We start from the raw sequence: 17,262 nt of genomic DNA on the forward strand, positions 1-17,262 counted from the left end.
CAACGACTCCGCCATCCTTCACCAGCTATCACGACACCAGGGCACATCGAGTCTCGTCAGCCATCTGCTCCGACTACGAGCCTCGCGTGTCCCACACCGACAGCCCGATGACGAACCCATCTCCGTCTCGGCAGCACAATGCAGGTACGGATGGATGCCCGACCAACGTCCCTACAGAGGGCACGGCGGCGCCAATGGATGTCGACGAAGAACCATGTCTGGTCGAATCAATCGACAAGCCAGGAGCCCGTCCATACGCGGTACCCTCTGAGGACATGCCCACTCCGAAGCAGCGCGGCTCGAAGACAAGGCAACTCAGCACCGGGACCCTCACCGCGGAGTCCCTCCCGTCCCTGCTGAAGCAAACCCTCCGAGGGAAGTTCGCGAAGTCGAGCACGCTCCGCGCGGCGAAGCGCTTCATCGAGGAGCGCCTCGCGGGAGCACGCGCCGACAGCGACATCCTCCACCACACGGGCCGACTCGTCCTCGACGAGCTCACCACAGGCCGGAAGCCTCGCATCGGCCTCCTCGTCGTCGAGGGTGACCTCGTCGTGAAGGGGCGTTACGAGGACTCGCTCGACCCCGAGTCCGTCGTGGTCGTCACGGGCTCCCTGCGCGCGGGGGACGTCATCACGCGCGGCTTCCTCGAGGTTCACGGGGACCTGGTCGCCGAGCGCTCCATCCTCTTCCTCGACAACGAGGCCTGCACCGAGGTCTTCGGGAGCGTCCGCGCCCCCTTCGTCTACACGAACTCCCACGCGGTGAAGGTCCACGGCGGCGTGAAGGCGCGACTCGTCACCGGCGACGGGAAGTACATCCGGAGCCAGGAGAAGCACACCTTCATCGAGGAGACGGAGACCGAAGTCCGAGACCGCCTCTCGCCCAAGCTGCTGAAGCGCTTCGCCGACGAGATGTTCGAGGCCGAGGAAGGCGAGGAGGTCGACCCGGACGAACCGTGGATCGACGCCCTCGACACGGAGAAGCTCGTCGCCTTCGTCCGGCGTGGCCAGTCCGCGCTCGCGCAGCCGCCACCGAGCCGACGTCGGAAGTAGCCAGGGCAACGCCACTGTGCCTCCGAGTACGACACGAGCAACACAGTGACGGATGTCGCTCCTGAGTCAGGTGAGTCGCGGTAACCTCAGGCCGAACGATGTCTCCGTCCCGAGACCTCCATCGACCCGAGCTTGCCCATGCGCCGTCTGCTCCTCTCCGCCTTCCTCGCGCTGTCCTTCACTGCCTGCTCCGATGACGACGACCCCACGCCCCCCTCCGGCAACACGGATGCGGGGGTGGACGCGGGCACGGATGGCGGCACGACGGACTCCGGCACGGAGGACGGCGGCTCCACGGACGGGGGCACCGGTGACGGCGGCTCCGACGGTGGCACCAGCACCGGCAGCTCCGGGGGCTCCGGCAAGCTGCCCTGCGACAGCACCGGCACCGTCACGCAGAACAACCAGACCTATACCTACTGCGTCGCCAAGGTCGCCGGCACCGAGCTGAAGCTCGTCGAGCCGCGCGTGGGCATCATCGCCTCGCCCATGCACCTGGCCATCTACCTGCACGGCGACGGCGCGCGCGCGCACACCGGCAACACCGCCCCGCGCCTCCAGGCGCCGTGGGCCTTCGAAAACCAGACGCTCTACATCTCCGCCCTCGCCCCCAACAAGTGCGCGTGGTGGACCAAGCCCTCCGTCACCAACTGCGCCGTCGAGGGCACCGCCGCCGACCGCGACCTCGACGGCGACAACGCCAAGGCGCTCGTCGAAATCATCGACACCGTCCGCAAGCGCTGGGACATCATCGACGAGCCCATCCTCTTCGGCGGCTCCTCGGGCGGCTCCGTCTTCCTCACCGCCAGCTTCCTGCCCCGCTACGGGGACCGCTACCGCGGCGTCTACGCGCTCGGCTGCGGCGGCGAGGCCCCCTGGGCCGACAAGCTCGAGTGGGACAGCACCAACCCCGCCCTGCGCGGCAGCACCCGCCTCTTCTACACCTTCGGTGACCAGGACGAGTACATCACCGACATCCGCGCCAGCATCACCGCCTTCCGCGCCTACGCGTTCCCCCTCACCGAGAGCGTCATCGCCGGCGCCGCCCACTGCGCCTTCGACCACATCGGCGGCGTGAAGGACATCTGGGCCGCGGAGCTCGCCAAGTAGCTCGACGCCCCCCCCACGCCGGGCCTCGCCTCCACGCGCCAGGCCCGGCGGCGTCACCGCGCCCGGCAACTACTCCTTCACCGCGCCCGCCGTCAGCCCGGACACGACGCGCCGCTGGAACAGCAGCGTGAGCGCCACCAGCGGCAGCGTCGCCACCACGGAGGCCGCGGCAATCTCCCCCCACGGCTCGCGGTACTCGCTGGCGAACAGGCTGATGGCCACCGGCACCGTGCGCTTCTCCGGCGTGGTGAGGAACGTCAGCGCGTAGAGGAACTCGTTCCACGAGAAGATGAAGACCAGGATGGCCGTCGTCGCCAGCCCCGGCGCCGCCAGCGGCAACAACACCCGCCGGAACGCCTGGAACGGCGTGCAGCCATCCACCCGCGCCGCCCGATACAGCTCGTCCGGGAGCTGGCGGAAGAACGACGTCAGCACCCACAGCGTCAACGGCAACGCGAACGTCGTGTACGGCAGCGCCAGCCCCACCAGGCTGTCCCGCAGCCCCACCGCGCGCAGGATGAGGTACAGCGGGCTCACCGTGGCGATGGGCGGGAACATGCTCACCCCCAGCGCCGCGCCCAACAACACACCCCGCCCCCGGAACTCCAGCTTCGCCAGCGCGAACGCCGCCGCCGCGCCCACCGTGAGACAGAACACCGTCGTCAGCGCCGCCACCCCCAACGAGTTCGCCACCACGCGCAGGAAGGGCCGCCCCCACAGCACGCTCGCGTAGCTCTCCAGCGTCAGGTGCGTCGGCCACGGCCGCGTCAGCTCGCCGTCCGGCCACAGGCTCGTCAGCACCTGCCACAGGAACGGCCCCAGGAAGAACGTCAGGAAGGCCACCACCGCCAGCGCCGTCCCCAGGCCCCCGCGCCTCATCGCCCCTCCTCCGCGCGCCCCAAGAGCCGCAGCCACACCACCGCCAGCACCACCACACACGCGAACGTCGCCACCGACAGCGCGCTCCCGTACCCGAAGTCCCCCGAGCGCATCAGCGTCTTGTACGCGTAGATGCTCAAGGTCTCCGTGGTGTTCGCCGGCCCGCCCTCCGTCAGCACGTAGATGGCGTCGAACACGCGGAACGCATCCAGCGAGCGGAACAGCAACGCCAGCAGCAGCGCCGGCTTCAACAACGGCAAGGTGATGGACCGGAACGTCCGCCACGACGACGCCCCATCCACCCGCGCCGCCTTGTAGAGGTCCTCCGGAATCCCCTGCAGCCCCGCCAGCACCAGCAACGCCACGAAGGGCGTCGTCTTCCACACGTCCACCAGGATGGCCGCGTGCAGCGCGTACCCGGGCGCGCCCAGCCAGTTGATGTCCTGCCCACCCAACAACCGGTTGATGAGCCCGGAGTCCGGATTGAACATCCACGCCCACAGCCGCGCGCTCACCACCGTGGGAATCGCCCACGGCACCAGCACCGCCGCGCGCAACAGGCCCCGCCCCGGGAACGCCCGCTGGAGCAGCAGCGCGAGCGGCACCGCCAGCACCAGCTCCACCGTCACCGCCACGACCGTGAAGTACGCCGTGTTCCCCAGCGCCGACCAGAACCGCGCGTCCCCCGACAGGTACGCGAAGTTCCCCAGCCCGATGAAGCGCCGCTCGCCGAACACCAGGATGAACCGGTGCAGGCTCAGCCACACCGCCGCGAGGATGGGATAGAGCGCCACCGCCGCGAGCACCAACACCGAGGGCGCCACCAGCCAGTACGCCTGCCGCCGCTCCCGCTCCAGCGAGCCCCGCGCGCTCACTCGGCCTCCCCCGTCAGGTGGTCCACCTGCCGCTGCGCCCGCCGCAGCGCCTCCTCCGGCGTGCGCAGCCCCGCCACCGCCGCGGAGAACTCGCTCTGCAACACGTCCGAGATGAGGTTGTAGTACGGCGTCACCGGCCGCGGCCGCGCGCGCTCCACCAGCTCCCGCAGCCCCGCGATGAAGGGCGCCCCCTCCTTCAACCGCGAGTCCTCGTACAGCGCCGTCCTCGGCGGGTTGCGCGCGTAGTGCAGCGCCAGCACCCGGTTCGCCTCCGGCGACGTCAGGTGCGCGATGAGCTTCTCCGCCAACCGCCGCCGCTCCGGCGACACATGCGCGTTCACCGCCAACTGCCACCCCCCCAATGCGCCGGACCCCGGCTCGCCATCCACCGTGGGCAGCGGGGCGATGCCCACCTTCCCGCGGATGGGCGAGTCCTCCTTCTGCGCCTCGGCCCACGCATACGGCCAGTTGCGCATGAACACCGCGCGCCCCTGCTGGAACACGCGCCGCGCCTCCTCCTCGGAGAAGCCCGTCACCGTCCCCGGCGACACGCCCTCCGCGATGAGCCCCCGCAGGTACGTGAGCGCCTCGCGCGCGGGCTTCGTGTCCAGCAACACCCGCCCGCCCTCCATCGCCTCGCCGCCGTGCCCCCACAGCGCCTCGTACACGTTGCAGCTCAGCCCCTCGTACTGCCGCCCCTGCCACACGTAGCCCTGCAGCCCGGGCTCGCGCTCGCGCGCCTCACGGGCGAAGCGCTCCAGCTCCGCGTACGTGCGCGGCGCCCGCGGCACCAGGTCCGTGCGGTAGTAGAGAATCCCCACGTCCAGGTACCAGGGCACCGCGTACGTGCGGCCCTCCACCACGACGGCCTCCACCGGCCCCGGCAGGAACTCCTCGCGCAGCCGCGCGGGCGGGAACGCCTCCGACAGGTCGGCAATCCAACCCGCGCGCGCGAACTCCGGCACCCACACCACGTCCACCACCAGCACGTCGAAGTCCCGCGCCCGCCCCTCCAGCGACGTGAGGAAGAACTGGTGCGCCAGGTCCGACGCGTTCGGCAACGCCTCCGTCACCAGCTCCACGCCCGGGTTCGCCTGCTCGAAGCGCGACAGCAGTTCGTGGAACGGCCCCGGCGGCCCCCACAACGGCTGATACTTCAGCACCAGCCGCGTCCGCCCTCCGGCCGCGCCCCGCGTCTCGTCCGACCCACGGCGACAGCCCGATTGCAGTCCCACGACGAGCGCCAGCGCGAGGACGGGGACGAGCGAGCGAGCCATGCGCCGCCCATGACTCCAACCCGGTGACACACCGTCAAGGCACGCGCCACGCCACGGTTCTCACCCCAACACCCGTGCCGGGGATGTCACGCGCGACACACGCACTCCGAGCATGAGCGCAGCGCGCGTCCAGCAATTCGTGTGCATCTGGAGAAAAACGTCCCTCTGGAACTCCATGTCTCAAGACGCGCGCGCATGTTTGCGTTCTCCCCCGGGACGCGCCTTATCCTTCCACCTGTACATCCGGTGGGGGAGAACACATGGCAGAGCAAACCCGGGAGTGGAAGTTCAACGCGCACCGCGCCCGCATCGAATCGTCGGACATCGCCATCGCGAACTTCGAAGGGCCCATCAGCCTGGAGGACGCGAAGCGGACCACGGAGGTCTACGGCGAGCTGTTCAACGCCATCGGCGGCCCCTACTACCTCATCGCGGACATCGGCAAGTCGCAGATCGAAGCCAACGGACGCCGTCACCTGTCCGAGCACTGCCGCCCGGAGTGGTTCCGCGGCCTCGTCTACGTCGGCGCCGACATCGTCCAGCAGACCTTCGGCAAGGCCATCTCCCTGGCCATGCTCTTCACCGGCAAGGCCTCCTTCGAGACCACCTTCGTGAAGACGATGGAAGAGGCCCACGTCTGGGTCCAGAAGAACCGCGCCAAGAGCCAGCGCAAGGCCGGCTGACGCGCCTCCACACTCCATTCCGGCGGTGGGTGGCATCCGCGACCTGCCCCCTGTCCGACAGAACCCTGGGCGAGCAGCAAGTCCGGCTTTGATTGTGAACGCTGGATTCTCGCCCCACGGTGCCGCCGAGCGGTATGCTCGGGGTGTCAGCCGAAGGGAGTGCCATGCAGCAACAGGAATGGAAGATCGGTTCGCATCACATCCGCTTCGAGCCGCCGGACGTGGCGGTCGCCGTGTTCACCGGGCCATTGACCCTGGAGGACATGAAGCGGACGGTGGAAATCTACGGGCAGATGGCGAAGAACGGCCCGTACTACCTCATCGCGGACATCGGCGGTTCACAGCTCCACGCCGAGGCGCGGCGCTACCTGTCGGACAATACGCGCGCGGACTGGTTCCACGGCTGCGTGTATGTGGGCGCGGACCTGGTCCAGCAGACCTTCGGCAAGGTCATCTCGCTGGGGCTGTTCCTCTCCGGCAAGACGGAGTTCAAGACGGAGTTCGTGAAGACGCTCGAGGACGCCCGCGTCTGGGTGGACACGCAGCGCCGCGCGAACGTCCGCAAGAGCGGCTGACGTCCCCACCCCCGCCGTTCACGCACACCCACAGCCTCCGTCCCCGGGGGCTGTTTCCCCGCCGCGCCAATCCCTCCCGTCGAGCGTCGCCTACCCTCGCGACGCACCGGGAGGCCGCCGGGTGAACACCCGCACACCCTCCAGTCCGGGTTTCGAAACCCAGCCGTGAATGGCCAACACTCCCCTCCTGCGTGGGTTTGCGCCACCACTGCATTCTCACAATATTCCCACAGACCAGTTTCATCGAAAAAATACCCCCACACTGGCCATAAAGCATGAATTTAGGGTATAGCCCGTGATTCTGGAGCACTTTCCGCCCGGGTCTCCGTCGAGTCCGGCTCCAGCACTGGCCGTAGCCCATGTCACATCCCCAACCCGTGTTTGAGCGGTGAGGCGGGGGGCCCACGGCTCGAGCCGACGAGTGATTCCATGCCCGTGACGGTTCAGAAGCAGGAAGAGACTGGCGTTCCGGCGCACGCGCCGGCGTCGCGATGCCCGCATCTGGGGGCGCAGTACAACCCCTTCGTGGGGCCGCACGTCGACAACCCCCATCCCTTCTTCGAGCGGCTGCGGCGGGAGGAGCCGGTGACGTTCAGTCCCATGCTGGGCATGTGGCTGGTGAGCCGGCACGACGACATCACCCGCGTGCTGCGCGAGCCGCAGCGCTTCTCCAGCCGGGACATGCTGTCGAGCGGGACGCGGCTGACGGACGAGGCGCGGGACATCCTCGCGCAGGGGTTCTCGCTGGACCACATCCTGCTGGGCATGGACCCGCCGGACCACACGCGGCTGCGGCGGCTGATGAACCGGGGATTCACGCCCCAGCGCATCGCCAGCGCGGCGCCGCTCATCGAGCGCAAGGCGCGGGAGCTGGTGGGGCGCTTCGCGCAGCGGGGACACGCGGACCTGCTGGAGGAGCTGGCCTACCCGCTGCCGGTGCACGTCATCCTCGGGGTCATGGGCGTGCCCGAGGAGGACACCTGGAACATCAAGCGCTGGAGCGCGGACTGGCAGGCGCTCACCTTCGAGCACGTGCCCCCGGAGAAGCAGCCGGAGATGGCCCGCGGGGTCCTCGCGCTGCAGCGCTACTGCGTCGACCTCATCGAGGAGCGCCGCCGCCACCCGCGCGAGGACCTCACCAGCCACCTCATCGAGACGACGCCCGAGGGCGACACCATGTCCCTGCACGAGCTGGTCATGGCCATTGGCGCGTCCATGCTCTCCGCCGGCCACGAGTCCACCACGTCGCTGATGGCCAACACGTGGAAGCTCGCGATGGAGCACGGCCTGTGGAAGCGGCTGCGCGAGGACCGCGCGCTCGTGCCCAAGTTCATCGAGGAGGGCAGCCGCTGGGACTCCGTGCAGCACGCGATGATCCGCACCACGACGGAGGACGTGGAGCTGGGCGGCGTGCTGCTGCCCGAGGGCGCCCGGCTGCTGCTCCTCTACGGCGCCGCCAACCGCGACGAGTCGCTCTGCCCACATGCCCACAAGCTGGACCTGGACCGCGACAAGGTGCCCCCGCACCTCACCTACGGCCGGGGCACCCACTTCTGCCTGGGCGCCCCCCTGGCCCGGCTCCAGGTGCAGCTCACCACGAACATCCTGCTCGACCACCTGGAGGCCCCCCGGCTCGTGCCCGGCCAGGACTTCGGCATCTGGCAGAGCATCGTCCTGCGCCAGATGAAGCACCTGAAGGTCGAGTGGACCCCCTCCACCGCGGCCACGCCGTAGCCCCCACCAGGCCCGCAGCCGTCCCCAAGGCCCTGTGAGCGCCTCGCGCTCCAGGGCCTTCCTCCTGTCCGCACCTCGACGCCTGGGCACCCTGTCTGTCCGCTGGCGTGCGGTCTCCTCCCACCCCACTGGCGGCAAAGTACAGGGTCAATGCAAACCCACATGGGGTTTTCATTGACCTGACTTCCCGCCTTCACTCTGTAGTGCGTACGTTCCAGAAAGAAAATTCTTGCTAGACTGCCCGCAATTACGGGAAAGAGTCTGGGAATACCCTGCTTGTCAGTGAATGCGGAAGGAGCACCCATGTACGCCCAGGTGGTTGACGAGGCGGATGTGCAGTTCGCGCGGCGCGTGGATCGCCAGGCGATGGCGGCGGTGACGCGGCGGATGTCCCAGGTGAACGACGTGCGGGCGGTGTGGGCGCTGGTCACCCAGTGGGCCGTCATCGTGGCGTCCATCGCGGCGGTGGTGGTGGTGGACCGCTGGTGGATGTGGCCGTTGGCGGCGGTGGTCATCGCCACGCGGCAGCACGCGCTCTTCATCCTGCTGCACGAGGCGTCGCACCACCACCTGCTGTCCAACCGCAAGGTGTCGGACGTGGTGTCGGACCTCTTCTGCGCCTTCCCGCTGAACATGACGACGGTGGGGTACCGGCACGAGCACATGCTGCACCACCGGCACGTGAACACGGACCAGGACCCGTACTGGGCGCACATGCAGCCGGACCCGTCCTGGCACTTCCCGCGCCCGCCGGTGCGCGCGGCGGCGGTGTTCCTGGGCGACGCGCTGGGCGTGTACATGCGGGGCCACATGAAGGTGGTGACGCCCTGGACGTACTGGGGCCGGCTGCTGGGCGGCGCGAAGCCGCGCCTGAGCAAGGCGGAGCACGCGCGCTACGCCCTCTACGTGGTGGGGCTCGTCACGCTGCTGGTGACGACGGGCGCGTGGCTGCACTGGCTGCTGTTGTGGGTGATGCCCACCACGACGGTGATGATGGCCTTCTTCCGCCTGCGCGCGCTGGGCGAGCACCCGCTGGACGCGGAGGGCAAGGGCGACGAGACGCGCGAGACGCGCGACATCCGGGCCACCCCGCTGGAGCGCCTCTTCGTGTCACCGCTCCACAGCAACTACCACCTCACGCACCACGCCTTCCCGTCCGTGCCCTTCTACAACCTGCCGCACATGCACCAGGAGCTGGAGAAGGCGGGCCTGCTGGAGGACGGCGTGAACCGCTTCGACTCGTACCTCGGCCGCAAGGACAACAGCCTGGTGAAGTACCTGGTGCGCAAGCCGGACGCGCGCGTGTCCGCGCCGAAGCGGGACGTCGCCGCGGCGCCCACGGCCACGCCGGCGGGCTCCGGCGTGCCGATGCACTCGTAGCGCTGGAGCGAAGGACCCCCTCGCTCACGGGAAGCGCCGGAGCGAGCTCCACGGGAAGGGCTTCCAGAAGGGCGTGGTCACCACGTCCGCGTCCAGCGGGAACCACGGGGACGACCCCGCCCCCGACGCGAGGACCTGGAAGTCCTGGGCGGGCATGAACCCCTGGCCGAGCAGCGCCACCCGCGCGCCGGCCGTGTCGGTCGCCACGTCCAGCACCAGCACCGCGTGGCCGGGGCTGCCGCCCAGCACGAAGAAGTCCCCCGGCCGCACCTGCTCCCGCGACGGACGGCCCTTGGCGCCCTCCAGGGAGAGCGTGCCCGCGTACGTGAACACCTGGTCCAGGTACGCGCGGAACGCCTTGCGCGAGGCATCCGCCTGGGCGCTGCGCACCCACGTCACCTTCGAGCCGGCGATGCGCGGCCTGTCGCCCTCCGCGTACTTCGGCCACGAGGCCAGGTGGCCGCTGGTGAAGCGGTAGGCGATGAGGTCGCGCTGGTTGCTGGACCAGAGCCACTCCGCGTGCAGGCGGATGATGGAGTCCGCGCACTGCTGGAGGTTGGCGGTGCCGATGTCCAGCTCCGCCACCGCGGCCAGCCGCGCGTCGTCCCCGGCCAGCACCTCGCCTCCCCGGAAGTGCAGCACCGGCGTCTCGGGTGCCCGCAGCGGCAGCCCGCGCAGCCACGCCCCGAACGAGCCCGCCTCCACGGCCACCCGCGTGAAACCCTCGGGCGGAGGGATGGCCGCGGACAGGGGACGCACCCGCGCGTCCTTCGCCAGCCACGAGTAGCGCGCCAGCTCGTCCTTCGTCGGGGCCCGGAGCTCCGGGGTGGCCTCCTCGGCCCGGACCGCGTGCAGGGGCGCCAGCAGCAGGGCCCAGAGCAGCCATGGCCCGGCGGCGCGCGCGGGAATCACGGGAGCGGAGGGGCGACGGGACACGGACTCGGGCACGGGGGACTCCGGAGCGGAGGGGACGGGCGGACCGCCCCGGGGGCTGATGGAGATGGAGGACTGTGGCGGCCAGAAGGTTCCATCGCCGCGACGCGGTGTCGAATCCTTCGACCGATCGCCCGCCTGCCCGTACCCGAGGGGAGGACCGAGTGCCTGACGGAGTCCCATCCCCGACGACAGGTGCATGACGATGTCCGAGCACTACCTTTGGTCGAAGATGGGCCGTCAGGCGAGCCTCGTGTTGCTCAATGCGCTGTCCCTGTCCCGCCTGCCCATGGCGGTGGCCTTCATCCTCGTGTCCGACCCGAAGGTCCGCGCCGCGCTCGTCCTGCTGGCCGCTTTCTCCGACTTCCTGGATGGATGGCTCGCCCGCCACAAGGGCCTGGCCACGCGCCTGGGCGCGCTCATCGACCCGGTGGCGGACCGCGGCTTCATGGTGACGGCCATCCTGGTCTGCTACCTCGACGGACTCATCGGGCCGCTGGAGGTGCTGCTGCTGCTGGTGCGGGACATCGGCACCGCCATCGGCTTCCTCGTCACCCGGCTGGTGCCCCGGCTGCGGCCCGTGGAACTCAAGGCGCGGATGCTCGGCAAGGTCGTCACCACGCTCCAACTGGTGGCGTTGCTGTGTGTGCTGCTGCTGCCCGTCGCGGTGCGGCCCCTCGTCGCGCTCATCGGCGTGCTGTCGCTCGCGTCCGTGGTGGACTACTCGCGCGCGGTGCTCAAGGCGCGGGCGACCACCGCGAGGGAGTCCCGCGCGCGCTCCGGGACCGCGCGGAGTCCATCCGCGCCCATGCATCCGGTGCGCAAGTAGTCGGGAAGGGGTGTGCGCCGACGCGAGCGGCATGGCCTCGCACGTCCGAAGCGAATCGGCAGCGGCGGCAGCGGCGCGCGCGTCGTGGCACGAACGACGAAAGCGGCGAGGGACCGCGGGTGTCCCTCGCTCGGAAGGGGGGAGGCGTCAGCCCTGTGGGGGTGGCGCGGAGTCGGTGCCGTGGGGCTCGGGCAGGCCCAGGATTCGGGCACGTTCGGCGGTGGCGGCGGCGCGTTCGGACTCGGTCATCTCCGCCCACACCTCGTCCATGTCATCCAGCAGGACATCCTCTTCAGGGGAGTCCCCTTCCGGATGACGGGCACGCAGGCCCAGCAGCTTGCGCAGGAGCGCGCGGTAACGGTCGAAAGCAGTCATGAAGGGAACCTCCCAGCCTGGGACGGGCCTGCGCGTGAGTGACTGACGGGATGGGCTCGGACTCGCGCTTCACTCCTTGGCGTTCGGCTTCGGTAGCACGGAGATCTCCTCGGTCTGGTGCTGCCCCAGCATGTCCACCACCGCGCTCACCCGGTCTCCGCGCTTCAACTCACGAAGCCCGATATCCTTCCCGTCGCGCGTCACCTTCGTCCGGGACTCCACGCTCAACGAGAGGGGCGCGCCGGAGTCGTCCGTCAGGACGACCCGCGACGGCGACACCGAACGCACCACGCCCGAATAGGTGGCCGTCACCACCGCCGTCCCCGCGGGCACAGGGACCGTGGCCTCCGCGGGGGGCACGTCGCTGACACTCGGTGGATTGCGGAGCGCGGGGGTGGCGCTCCCGTTGGCCGGGGGCGCGCCACGAGGCTGCGACGCCGCCGCCCCGGAGCCGCCGGTCCCGGAGGACTGAGCCCGCAGGCTCGCGACCTCCTGGCGCAACTGCGCCACCTCCGCGCGCAGCGTCGCCACGCTGTGCCACAGCTCGGAGACCTCGGCCTCCGAGGGCGCGGGCCGGGACACGGAGGGCGTGCTCGTCTGTGAGGGAGGGGCGGTCCGCCGGGCATCCCCCGCGTCGGGAGTCTGCGCCCGCGCGTCGGAGCCTCCGCCACAGAACAGCAGCAGCGACAGCCCGGCGATGCCCAACGCCCACCACGCGACCTTCGGCTGCATGTGGCTCGGCCTCCCTTCCCACCGGTGAAAGGTGGGGCCTGCCCGGTCACGGACAACCACTGGGCGGGCAACGCAGCGCTCGGAGAGCAAGCCACCAGCCTGGCCATGGCCCGCCCTCACGAGGAGCGCGGCCGGACCTCGCGCCGTGTCCTGGAAAATGCGGCCCTGAAACTTCCGCGAGGCTCGTGTCACTCCACCGGCGACCGCGGCGGCATGCGCCGCGCCATCTTCCTTCGCCAGGAGTCCCGCCGTGTCCAAGTCGTCCGTCTGGGTGAGCCTCGCCGTGGGGCTCGTGTTGGGTTTCGTGGGGGGCCGCGCCGTCCCGGCGTCCAGTCCAACGACGGGGAGCGCCCCCGGAGCGCCCGCCGCCGCCGCGAAGGCCCCCGCGCCGAGGCAGCGCCCGCCCATCTCGCCTGTCGTCTACAAGGTGCCGCTCGACGGCTCCCTCTTCGCGGGCAACGAGGGCGCGCTCGTCACGCTCGTCGAGTTCTCCGACTACCAGTGCCCCTTCTGCGCGCGGGGCCACGGCACGGTGAAGCAGCTCCAGCAGCGCTACGGCGACAAGCTGCGGCTGGTGATGAAGCACCACCCGCTGGGCAACCACCCGCGCGCCCGTCCCGCGGCGCTCGCGGCGCTCGCGGCCGGCGAGCAGGGGAAGTTCTGGCCCTACCACGACGCCCTCTTCGCCAACCCGAAGGCGCTGGACGACGAGGACCTGGAGCGGCTCGCGAAGGAGCTGGGGCTCGACGTGGCGCGCTGGAAGCAGGACCTCGCGTCGCCGGCCCACGCGGAGCGCCTCCGCCAGGACGAGGCGCTCGCGATGCAGTTGGGCGCCACCGGCACGCCGGGCTTCTTCGTCAACGGCCGCTTCATCAACGGCGCGCAGCCCCTCGAGGTCTTCACCGCCGTGGTGGACGAGGAGCTGGCCAAGGCGGATGCGCTGGTGAAGACCGGCGTGCGCCCGACGGAGGTCTACGCTCGCACCATCGAGCGCGGCGTGGACCGTCCCCCCGCGCCGCCCGCGCCCGCGGAGCCTCCCGTGCAGAAGGTGGAGGTGGGTGACGCGCCCGCGCGCGGCCCCGCGAACGCGCCCGTCACGCTTGTGGCGTGGTCGGACTTCGAGTGCCCGTTCTGCTCGCGCGCCGTGCCCACGCTCAAGGCGCTGGAGCAGGAGTACGCCGGGAAGCTGCGCGTGGCCTTCAAGCAGCAGCCGCTGCCCAACCACCCGCACGCGCGGCTCGCGGCGGCGGCGGCGCTCGCGGCGCACGAGCAGGGCAAGTTCTGGGAGATGCACGACGTGCTCTTCGCCAACCAGCGGCAGTTGGAGCGGGAGTCGCTGGAGGGCTACGCGAAGCAGCTCGGCCTGGACCTGACGCGCTTCAAGCAGGCGCTCGACTCCAACCGCTTCGACGCGCGCGTCACGGCGGACGCCGAGGAGGGCTCCCGGCTGGGCGTGAGCGGCACGCCGTCCTTCTTCGTCAACGGCCGCCTCATCGTGGGCGCGGTGCCCATCGACCAGTTCCGCCGCGTCATCGACGAGGAGCTGAAGAAGTCCGGCGTCGCCACGCGCTAGCGACGGCCCGTGCCCGCCGCGTCAGCGGGACGACGCGACGGGCGCGCGCACGCGGGGCACGAGGAAGAACAGGCGCCCCTTCTGCTTCATCATGCCGGCGGCCAGCTCCGCCGCCGGTCCCCGGCCCCAGAAGACGTCCACGCGGCCCGCGCCGCGAATGGCCCCTCCCGTGTCCTGGTTGAACACGAAGCGGGACAAGGGCCGCCACTGCACCGAGCCGTCCGCCATGCGCACCGGGTGGTCGGTGAGGATGAAGGCCAGTCCGCCCTTGGGGAACAGCCGCGCGTCCGTGGCGATGGAGCGGCCCGGCGTCACCTCTCGGCCCAGCGAACCCACCGCGGCGCCCTTGAGGACGCGGAAGAAGACATACGACTCGTTGAAGTCCAGCACGCGGTCGCGCTGGGAGGGATTGGCCGCAAGCCAGCTCCGCAGCGCCTGCATCGACATCTGCTCCTTGGGGATGGCGTTCTCCTGGATGAGCAGCGAGCCGATGCTGCGATAGGGGCGCCCGTTCGACGCGGCATAGCCGACACGCCGCTCGGTGCCGTCCACGAGGCGCAGCGTGCCGCTGCCCTGCACCTCCATGAAGAACAGCGCCACCGGGTCCTTCGCCCACGCCAGCTCCAGCTTGCGGTTGGACAGGCGGCCCGCGCGGATGTCGGCGCGCGTCCAGTAGGGCAGCAGCTTCTTCCCCTCCAGCCGTCCGAAGACCTTCTCGTTGGCGAAGCGCTCCGCGAAGGGCTCCAGCGGCACCTCGATGATGTCGTCCGGCAGCCCGAGGATGGGCACGGAGTACTCCTCCGTCCGCGTGAGGCTCGCCTCGACGGTGGGCTCGTAGTAGCCCGTGAAGAGCACCTGGCCGTCCTCGCCGCCCGCGGACTCCAGCAGCTCGAAGTCCTCCATCACCGCCGTCGAGACCTCGAGCGAGGTCATGCCGTCGGTGAGGCGCGCGGAGAGCCGCTCCAGCGCGGCCACCAACTCCGCGGCCGGGACCTCGCGAGGGCCATAGACGAAGCGATGGTCCGCCGGACGCGTGCGCAGCCAGACGAGGCTCTCCGCCAGCGCGACCCGCAGGCTCGCCGTCTCACCGTCGTCCACCAGCTTCACGGACTCGGGCAGCTCCACCAGCGCGTCCTCGGGCTTCGTCACGGCCGGACGCTGCACCCGCGCACACGACACACAGAGGAGGAGGCACAGCACCAGCGAGAGGCGTCGGACGGGCCGCGTGAGCATGGTCCCTCGTACCTACTCCAGCCTCGGCCTCCGCGACACTTCCCGGGCACCCGGCACACTGCCTGTCGCGCGACGCGTCCACCGCGATGCGTGTCCGGTGCTCGCGCCAACGTCGTGACGGAGTCCTCCCTCGCGCGGCCGCACCGGGCAGGAGGCCATGCGACCGCACGGGACACGGACTCCTGCGCGTCCACCCGCGCCACCGTCCGCGCAGCGCGCACTCGCGTCGGCGCGGAGGACGACGCCAACTTCGCGGTGCGTCCAGGCACGCGGCCACGGAGGCCGGCCTTCACGCGGGAGCCACCGACATGAATCCATGGAAACTGGCGAAGGCGCTGGGTTGGCTGAGCATCGGACTCGGGCTGAGCGAGCTGCTCGCCCCTCGGGCGCTGGCCCGCTTCCTCGGCATGCGCAAGGGCATCGGACTGCTGCGCGCCTATGGCCTCCGAGAAATCGCCGCGGGCGTCGGCATCCTCACGCGCCCCGACCCCACGCCCTGGGTCCGGGCCCGCGTGGCCGGGGACCTGCTGGACCTCGCCAGCCTGGGCCCGGCGATGAAGCAGAGCCCTCGCCAGCAGAACGTCGGCGGCGCCGTGGCCTTCGTGCTCGGCGCCACCGCGGTGGATGCGTATTGCGCGAAGCGGCTCGGCGAGCTGTCCGCCTGAGCCGCCCCGTCCCCCTTACGCGTAGGGGTTGTAGAACTTCGCGAACGTCGCGCGAGCGAACTCGCCGAACGTCATCCCGGGCTGGAACGCCCCCACGCGGGACTCCGCGGGGTCCGCGCCCTGCGGTGCGGGCATGGGCGCGTCGTTGTCCGGCTGCATGAAGACGGCGAAGGTGGAGCGGGAGATGTTGCGGCTGGCCGGGTGGGCCAGCGCCTGCACCGCGTGCGGCGTCGAGCGCAGCAGGCCGCCGGTGACGATCTGCGCGCTCTCGCCAATCTGGAACGCCAGGCAGTCGCGCGGGATGACCACCTTGCGCTCCTCGCCGGTGCGCGTGCGGACGTACAGGCCCGCCTCCGGGTCCGGCAGGGCGATGTCCTGCCGCGCCGGCGCCTTCGCGCCCGGCTCCGCCTCGAAGTACATGGCCGGGCACAGCGCGGTGAGCGAGCCGTGGTCGCTGTGCCAGCCACACCACGAGTCGCGCGTGCGCGGCGTCGCGTCCTCGTTGATGGCGAAGTAGTAGAGCAGCCGCGCCTTGCACGCGCGCGACTCGCGGATGGTCCGCTCCAGCTCCGCCTCCGGCGCCAGCCGGTCACCCAGCTTCGACTTCACGTACCGGTCGCACTGCGCGGCCACCAGCATCCCCACCTCCACCATCTTCTGGCCCAGCGCCATGAAGGCGGGGCGCAGCTGGGGGAAGTCCTCTCCCGGCCAGACGTTGGGGTGGTAGTTCTCCGGGTACTTCTCCACCAGCGCCGTGTCCTGCTGGGGAACGTCGTACTGGGGATTGTTGTAGTAGGAGCCCTTGAACTCGTCGAACTGGCCGGGCTTGAGCAGCTCCTTGCCGTGGCTCCAACCGAAGGAGTAGCTGCTGCGTTCGTGGACGTAGCGGTCCTTCACCGCGTTGGGCAACGCGGCGAACTGGAAGCCCAGGGGCAAGAGGCCGCTGCGCAGCTCCACCAGTCCGGGGATGCCCCGGACGACGAGCAGGCCGATGCCGTCATGCCCATACGCGCGCTCGATGTCCGCGGACAGGTCCGCGCCGTCCATCAGCTTCGCGTAATCGAGAACCACCACTGCATCCTTCGCTCCACCCACGTCGCTGCTCATCCCGAACGCCTCATCTCTCCCTGGACCTGACCGCCCGGCGGAATGGGGAACACGGCGTGCTCACCCGACGACCGGTGCGTGTGCACAGGGGGCACACAGCATAGCCGACTCCCCCGCCCGCGCGACGCGTCAACACGGCCGCCCGCCCGGCCCGACACGTCGAGCGACACGTCGAGGGTCCCCCCGACCCGGGCTCCCAGTGCAGGCGCCCTCCGTCCCGGAGCACGGCCGTCCAGGCACAACCGATGCA

Annotated in this window: 17 protein-coding genes; 9 read left to right on the plus strand and 8 right to left on the minus strand. The window is 70.5% G+C overall.

All coding sequences use genetic code 11. The features are described from left to right. Positions 1 to 275: 275 nt before the first annotated feature. Positions 276 to 1,052, plus strand: coding sequence for a bactofilin family protein (locus LZ198_RS34405; protein ID WP_253976371.1), 777 nt, complete (start codon positions 276 to 278; stop codon positions 1,050 to 1,052). 138 nt (positions 1,053 to 1,190) lie between these two features. Further along, on the plus strand, positions 1,191 to 2,162 hold the full coding sequence (locus LZ198_RS34410; RefSeq protein WP_253976372.1) for an alpha/beta hydrolase: 972 nt from the start codon (positions 1,191 to 1,193) through the stop codon (positions 2,160 to 2,162). Between the two features lie 69 nt (positions 2,163 to 2,231). Here the strand turns inward: LZ198_RS34410 and LZ198_RS34415 are convergent, their stop codons facing one another. The 3 genes from LZ198_RS34415 to LZ198_RS34425 are packed head-to-tail and all read right to left on the minus strand — an operon-like array spanning position 2,232 to position 5,193. Continuing rightward, on the minus strand, positions 2,232 to 3,041 hold the full coding sequence (locus LZ198_RS34415; protein WP_253976373.1) for a carbohydrate ABC transporter permease: 810 nt from the start codon (positions 3,039 to 3,041) through the stop codon (positions 2,232 to 2,234). Next, a complete protein-coding gene (locus LZ198_RS34420) occupies positions 3,038 to 3,916 on the minus strand; it encodes a carbohydrate ABC transporter permease (RefSeq protein ID WP_253976374.1) in 879 nt (292 codons plus the stop codon). Before LZ198_RS34420 ends, LZ198_RS34415 begins: the two co-directional genes overlap by 4 nt. Beyond that, positions 3,913 to 5,193 carry an ABC transporter substrate-binding protein gene (locus LZ198_RS34425; protein ID WP_253976375.1) on the minus strand — a complete coding sequence of 427 codons (1,281 nt, stop codon included), beginning with the start codon at positions 5,191 to 5,193 and terminating at the stop codon, positions 3,913 to 3,915. Before LZ198_RS34425 ends, LZ198_RS34420 begins: the two co-directional genes overlap by 4 nt. Before the next feature lie 260 nt (positions 5,194 to 5,453). Between LZ198_RS34425 and LZ198_RS34430 the strand changes: the two genes are divergently transcribed. The 4 genes from LZ198_RS34430 (at position 5,454) to LZ198_RS34445 (ending at position 9,565) form a co-directional block, all read left to right on the plus strand. Then, positions 5,454 to 5,876 carry an STAS/SEC14 domain-containing protein gene (locus LZ198_RS34430; protein WP_253976376.1) on the plus strand — a complete coding sequence of 141 codons (423 nt, stop codon included), beginning with the start codon at positions 5,454 to 5,456 and terminating at the stop codon, positions 5,874 to 5,876. A gap of 164 nt (positions 5,877 to 6,040) precedes the next feature. Then, the gene (locus tag LZ198_RS34435; protein ID WP_253976377.1) at positions 6,041 to 6,451 is read left to right on the plus strand and encodes an STAS/SEC14 domain-containing protein; all 411 of its coding nucleotides are present in this window, start codon (positions 6,041 to 6,043) and stop codon (positions 6,449 to 6,451) included. Positions 6,452 to 6,880: 429 nt separating this feature from the next. Continuing rightward, complete coding sequence (locus LZ198_RS34440) at positions 6,881 to 8,185, plus strand: cytochrome P450 (RefSeq protein WP_253976378.1); 1,305 nt, start codon at positions 6,881 to 6,883, stop codon at positions 8,183 to 8,185. Between the two features lie 303 nt (positions 8,186 to 8,488). After that, the gene (locus LZ198_RS34445) at positions 8,489 to 9,565 is read left to right on the plus strand and encodes a fatty acid desaturase family protein (protein WP_253976379.1); all 1,077 of its coding nucleotides are present in this window, start codon (positions 8,489 to 8,491) and stop codon (positions 9,563 to 9,565) included. 24 nt (positions 9,566 to 9,589) lie between these two features. Here the strand turns inward: LZ198_RS34445 and LZ198_RS34450 are convergent, their stop codons facing one another. After that, positions 9,590 to 10,513, minus strand: coding sequence for a DUF4846 domain-containing protein (locus tag LZ198_RS34450; protein ID WP_407667489.1), 924 nt, complete (start codon positions 10,511 to 10,513; stop codon positions 9,590 to 9,592). 217 nt (positions 10,514 to 10,730) lie between these two features. Between LZ198_RS34450 and LZ198_RS34455 the strand changes: the two genes are divergently transcribed. Further along, positions 10,731 to 11,327: a CDP-alcohol phosphatidyltransferase family protein gene (locus tag LZ198_RS34455; RefSeq protein WP_253976423.1), complete on the plus strand. Its 597-nt coding sequence runs from the start codon at positions 10,731 to 10,733 to the stop codon at positions 11,325 to 11,327. A gap of 147 nt (positions 11,328 to 11,474) precedes the next feature. Here LZ198_RS34455 and LZ198_RS34460 read toward each other — a convergent pair whose 3' ends face one another. Together LZ198_RS34460 and LZ198_RS34465 are read right to left on the minus strand one after the other, a co-directional pair. Then, positions 11,475 to 11,702 (minus strand): hypothetical protein, encoded by a 228-nt coding sequence (locus LZ198_RS34460; protein ID WP_253976380.1) that lies wholly within the window; start codon positions 11,700 to 11,702, stop codon positions 11,475 to 11,477. Between the two features lie 69 nt (positions 11,703 to 11,771). Continuing rightward, positions 11,772 to 12,434: a hypothetical protein gene (locus LZ198_RS34465; protein WP_253976381.1), complete on the minus strand. Its 663-nt coding sequence runs from the start codon at positions 12,432 to 12,434 to the stop codon at positions 11,772 to 11,774. 250 nt (positions 12,435 to 12,684) lie between these two features. Between LZ198_RS34465 and LZ198_RS34470 the strand changes: the two genes are divergently transcribed. Beyond that, on the plus strand, positions 12,685 to 14,007 hold the full coding sequence (locus LZ198_RS34470; protein WP_253976382.1) for a DsbA family protein: 1,323 nt from the start codon (positions 12,685 to 12,687) through the stop codon (positions 14,005 to 14,007). A gap of 21 nt (positions 14,008 to 14,028) precedes the next feature. On the opposite strand, the gene mltA is transcribed toward LZ198_RS34470, so the two are convergent. Next, on the minus strand, positions 14,029 to 15,240 hold the full coding sequence (gene mltA / locus LZ198_RS34475; protein WP_253976383.1) for a murein transglycosylase A: 1,212 nt from the start codon (positions 15,238 to 15,240) through the stop codon (positions 14,029 to 14,031). Positions 15,241 to 15,548: 308 nt separating this feature from the next. Here mltA and LZ198_RS34480 point away from each other — a divergent pair, with 308 nt between their 5' ends. After that, positions 15,549 to 15,905 (plus strand): hypothetical protein, encoded by a 357-nt coding sequence (locus tag LZ198_RS34480; RefSeq protein ID WP_253976384.1) that lies wholly within the window; start codon positions 15,549 to 15,551, stop codon positions 15,903 to 15,905. A 15-nt stretch (positions 15,906 to 15,920) separates the two neighbouring features. Here the strand turns inward: LZ198_RS34480 and LZ198_RS34485 are convergent, their stop codons facing one another. Continuing rightward, positions 15,921 to 16,976, minus strand: a complete 1,056-nt coding sequence (locus tag LZ198_RS34485) for an isopenicillin N synthase family oxygenase (RefSeq protein WP_253976385.1) — start codon at positions 16,974 to 16,976, stop codon at positions 15,921 to 15,923. Between the last annotated feature and the right edge of the window lie 286 nt (positions 16,977 to 17,262).

The organism is Myxococcus dinghuensis, assembly GCF_024198235.1.
Classification (GTDB): domain Bacteria; phylum Myxococcota; class Myxococcia; order Myxococcales; family Myxococcaceae; genus Myxococcus; species Myxococcus dinghuensis.

Excerpts from the sequence above, each read along its gene's own strand:
- LZ198_RS34480 (WP_253976384.1), top strand. The coding sequence starts at position 15,549 with ATGAATCCATGGAAACTGGCGAAGGCGCTGGGTTGGCTGAGCATCGGA.
- LZ198_RS34430 (WP_253976376.1), top strand. The coding sequence starts at position 5,454 with ATGGCAGAGCAAACCCGGGAGTGGAAGTTCAACGCGCACCGCGCCCGC.
- mltA (WP_253976383.1), bottom strand. The coding sequence starts at position 15,240 with ATGCTCACGCGGCCCGTCCGACGCCTCTCGCTGGTGCTGTGCCTCCTC.
- LZ198_RS34445 (WP_253976379.1), top strand. The coding sequence starts at position 8,489 with ATGTACGCCCAGGTGGTTGACGAGGCGGATGTGCAGTTCGCGCGGCGC.
- LZ198_RS34435 (WP_253976377.1), top strand. The coding sequence starts at position 6,041 with ATGCAGCAACAGGAATGGAAGATCGGTTCGCATCACATCCGCTTCGAG.
- LZ198_RS34465 (WP_253976381.1), bottom strand. The coding sequence starts at position 12,434 with ATGCAGCCGAAGGTCGCGTGGTGGGCGTTGGGCATCGCCGGGCTGTCG.
- LZ198_RS34405 (WP_253976371.1), top strand. The coding sequence starts at position 276 with ATGCCCACTCCGAAGCAGCGCGGCTCGAAGACAAGGCAACTCAGCACC.
- LZ198_RS34415 (WP_253976373.1), bottom strand. The coding sequence starts at position 3,041 with ATGAGGCGCGGGGGCCTGGGGACGGCGCTGGCGGTGGTGGCCTTCCTG.
- LZ198_RS34455 (WP_253976423.1), top strand. The coding sequence starts at position 10,731 with ATGGGCCGTCAGGCGAGCCTCGTGTTGCTCAATGCGCTGTCCCTGTCC.
- LZ198_RS34425 (WP_253976375.1), bottom strand. The coding sequence starts at position 5,193 with ATGGCTCGCTCGCTCGTCCCCGTCCTCGCGCTGGCGCTCGTCGTGGGA.
- LZ198_RS34440 (WP_253976378.1), top strand. The coding sequence starts at position 6,881 with ATGCCCGTGACGGTTCAGAAGCAGGAAGAGACTGGCGTTCCGGCGCAC.
- LZ198_RS34410 (WP_253976372.1), top strand. The coding sequence starts at position 1,191 with ATGCGCCGTCTGCTCCTCTCCGCCTTCCTCGCGCTGTCCTTCACTGCC.
- LZ198_RS34460 (WP_253976380.1), bottom strand. The coding sequence starts at position 11,702 with ATGACTGCTTTCGACCGTTACCGCGCGCTCCTGCGCAAGCTGCTGGGC.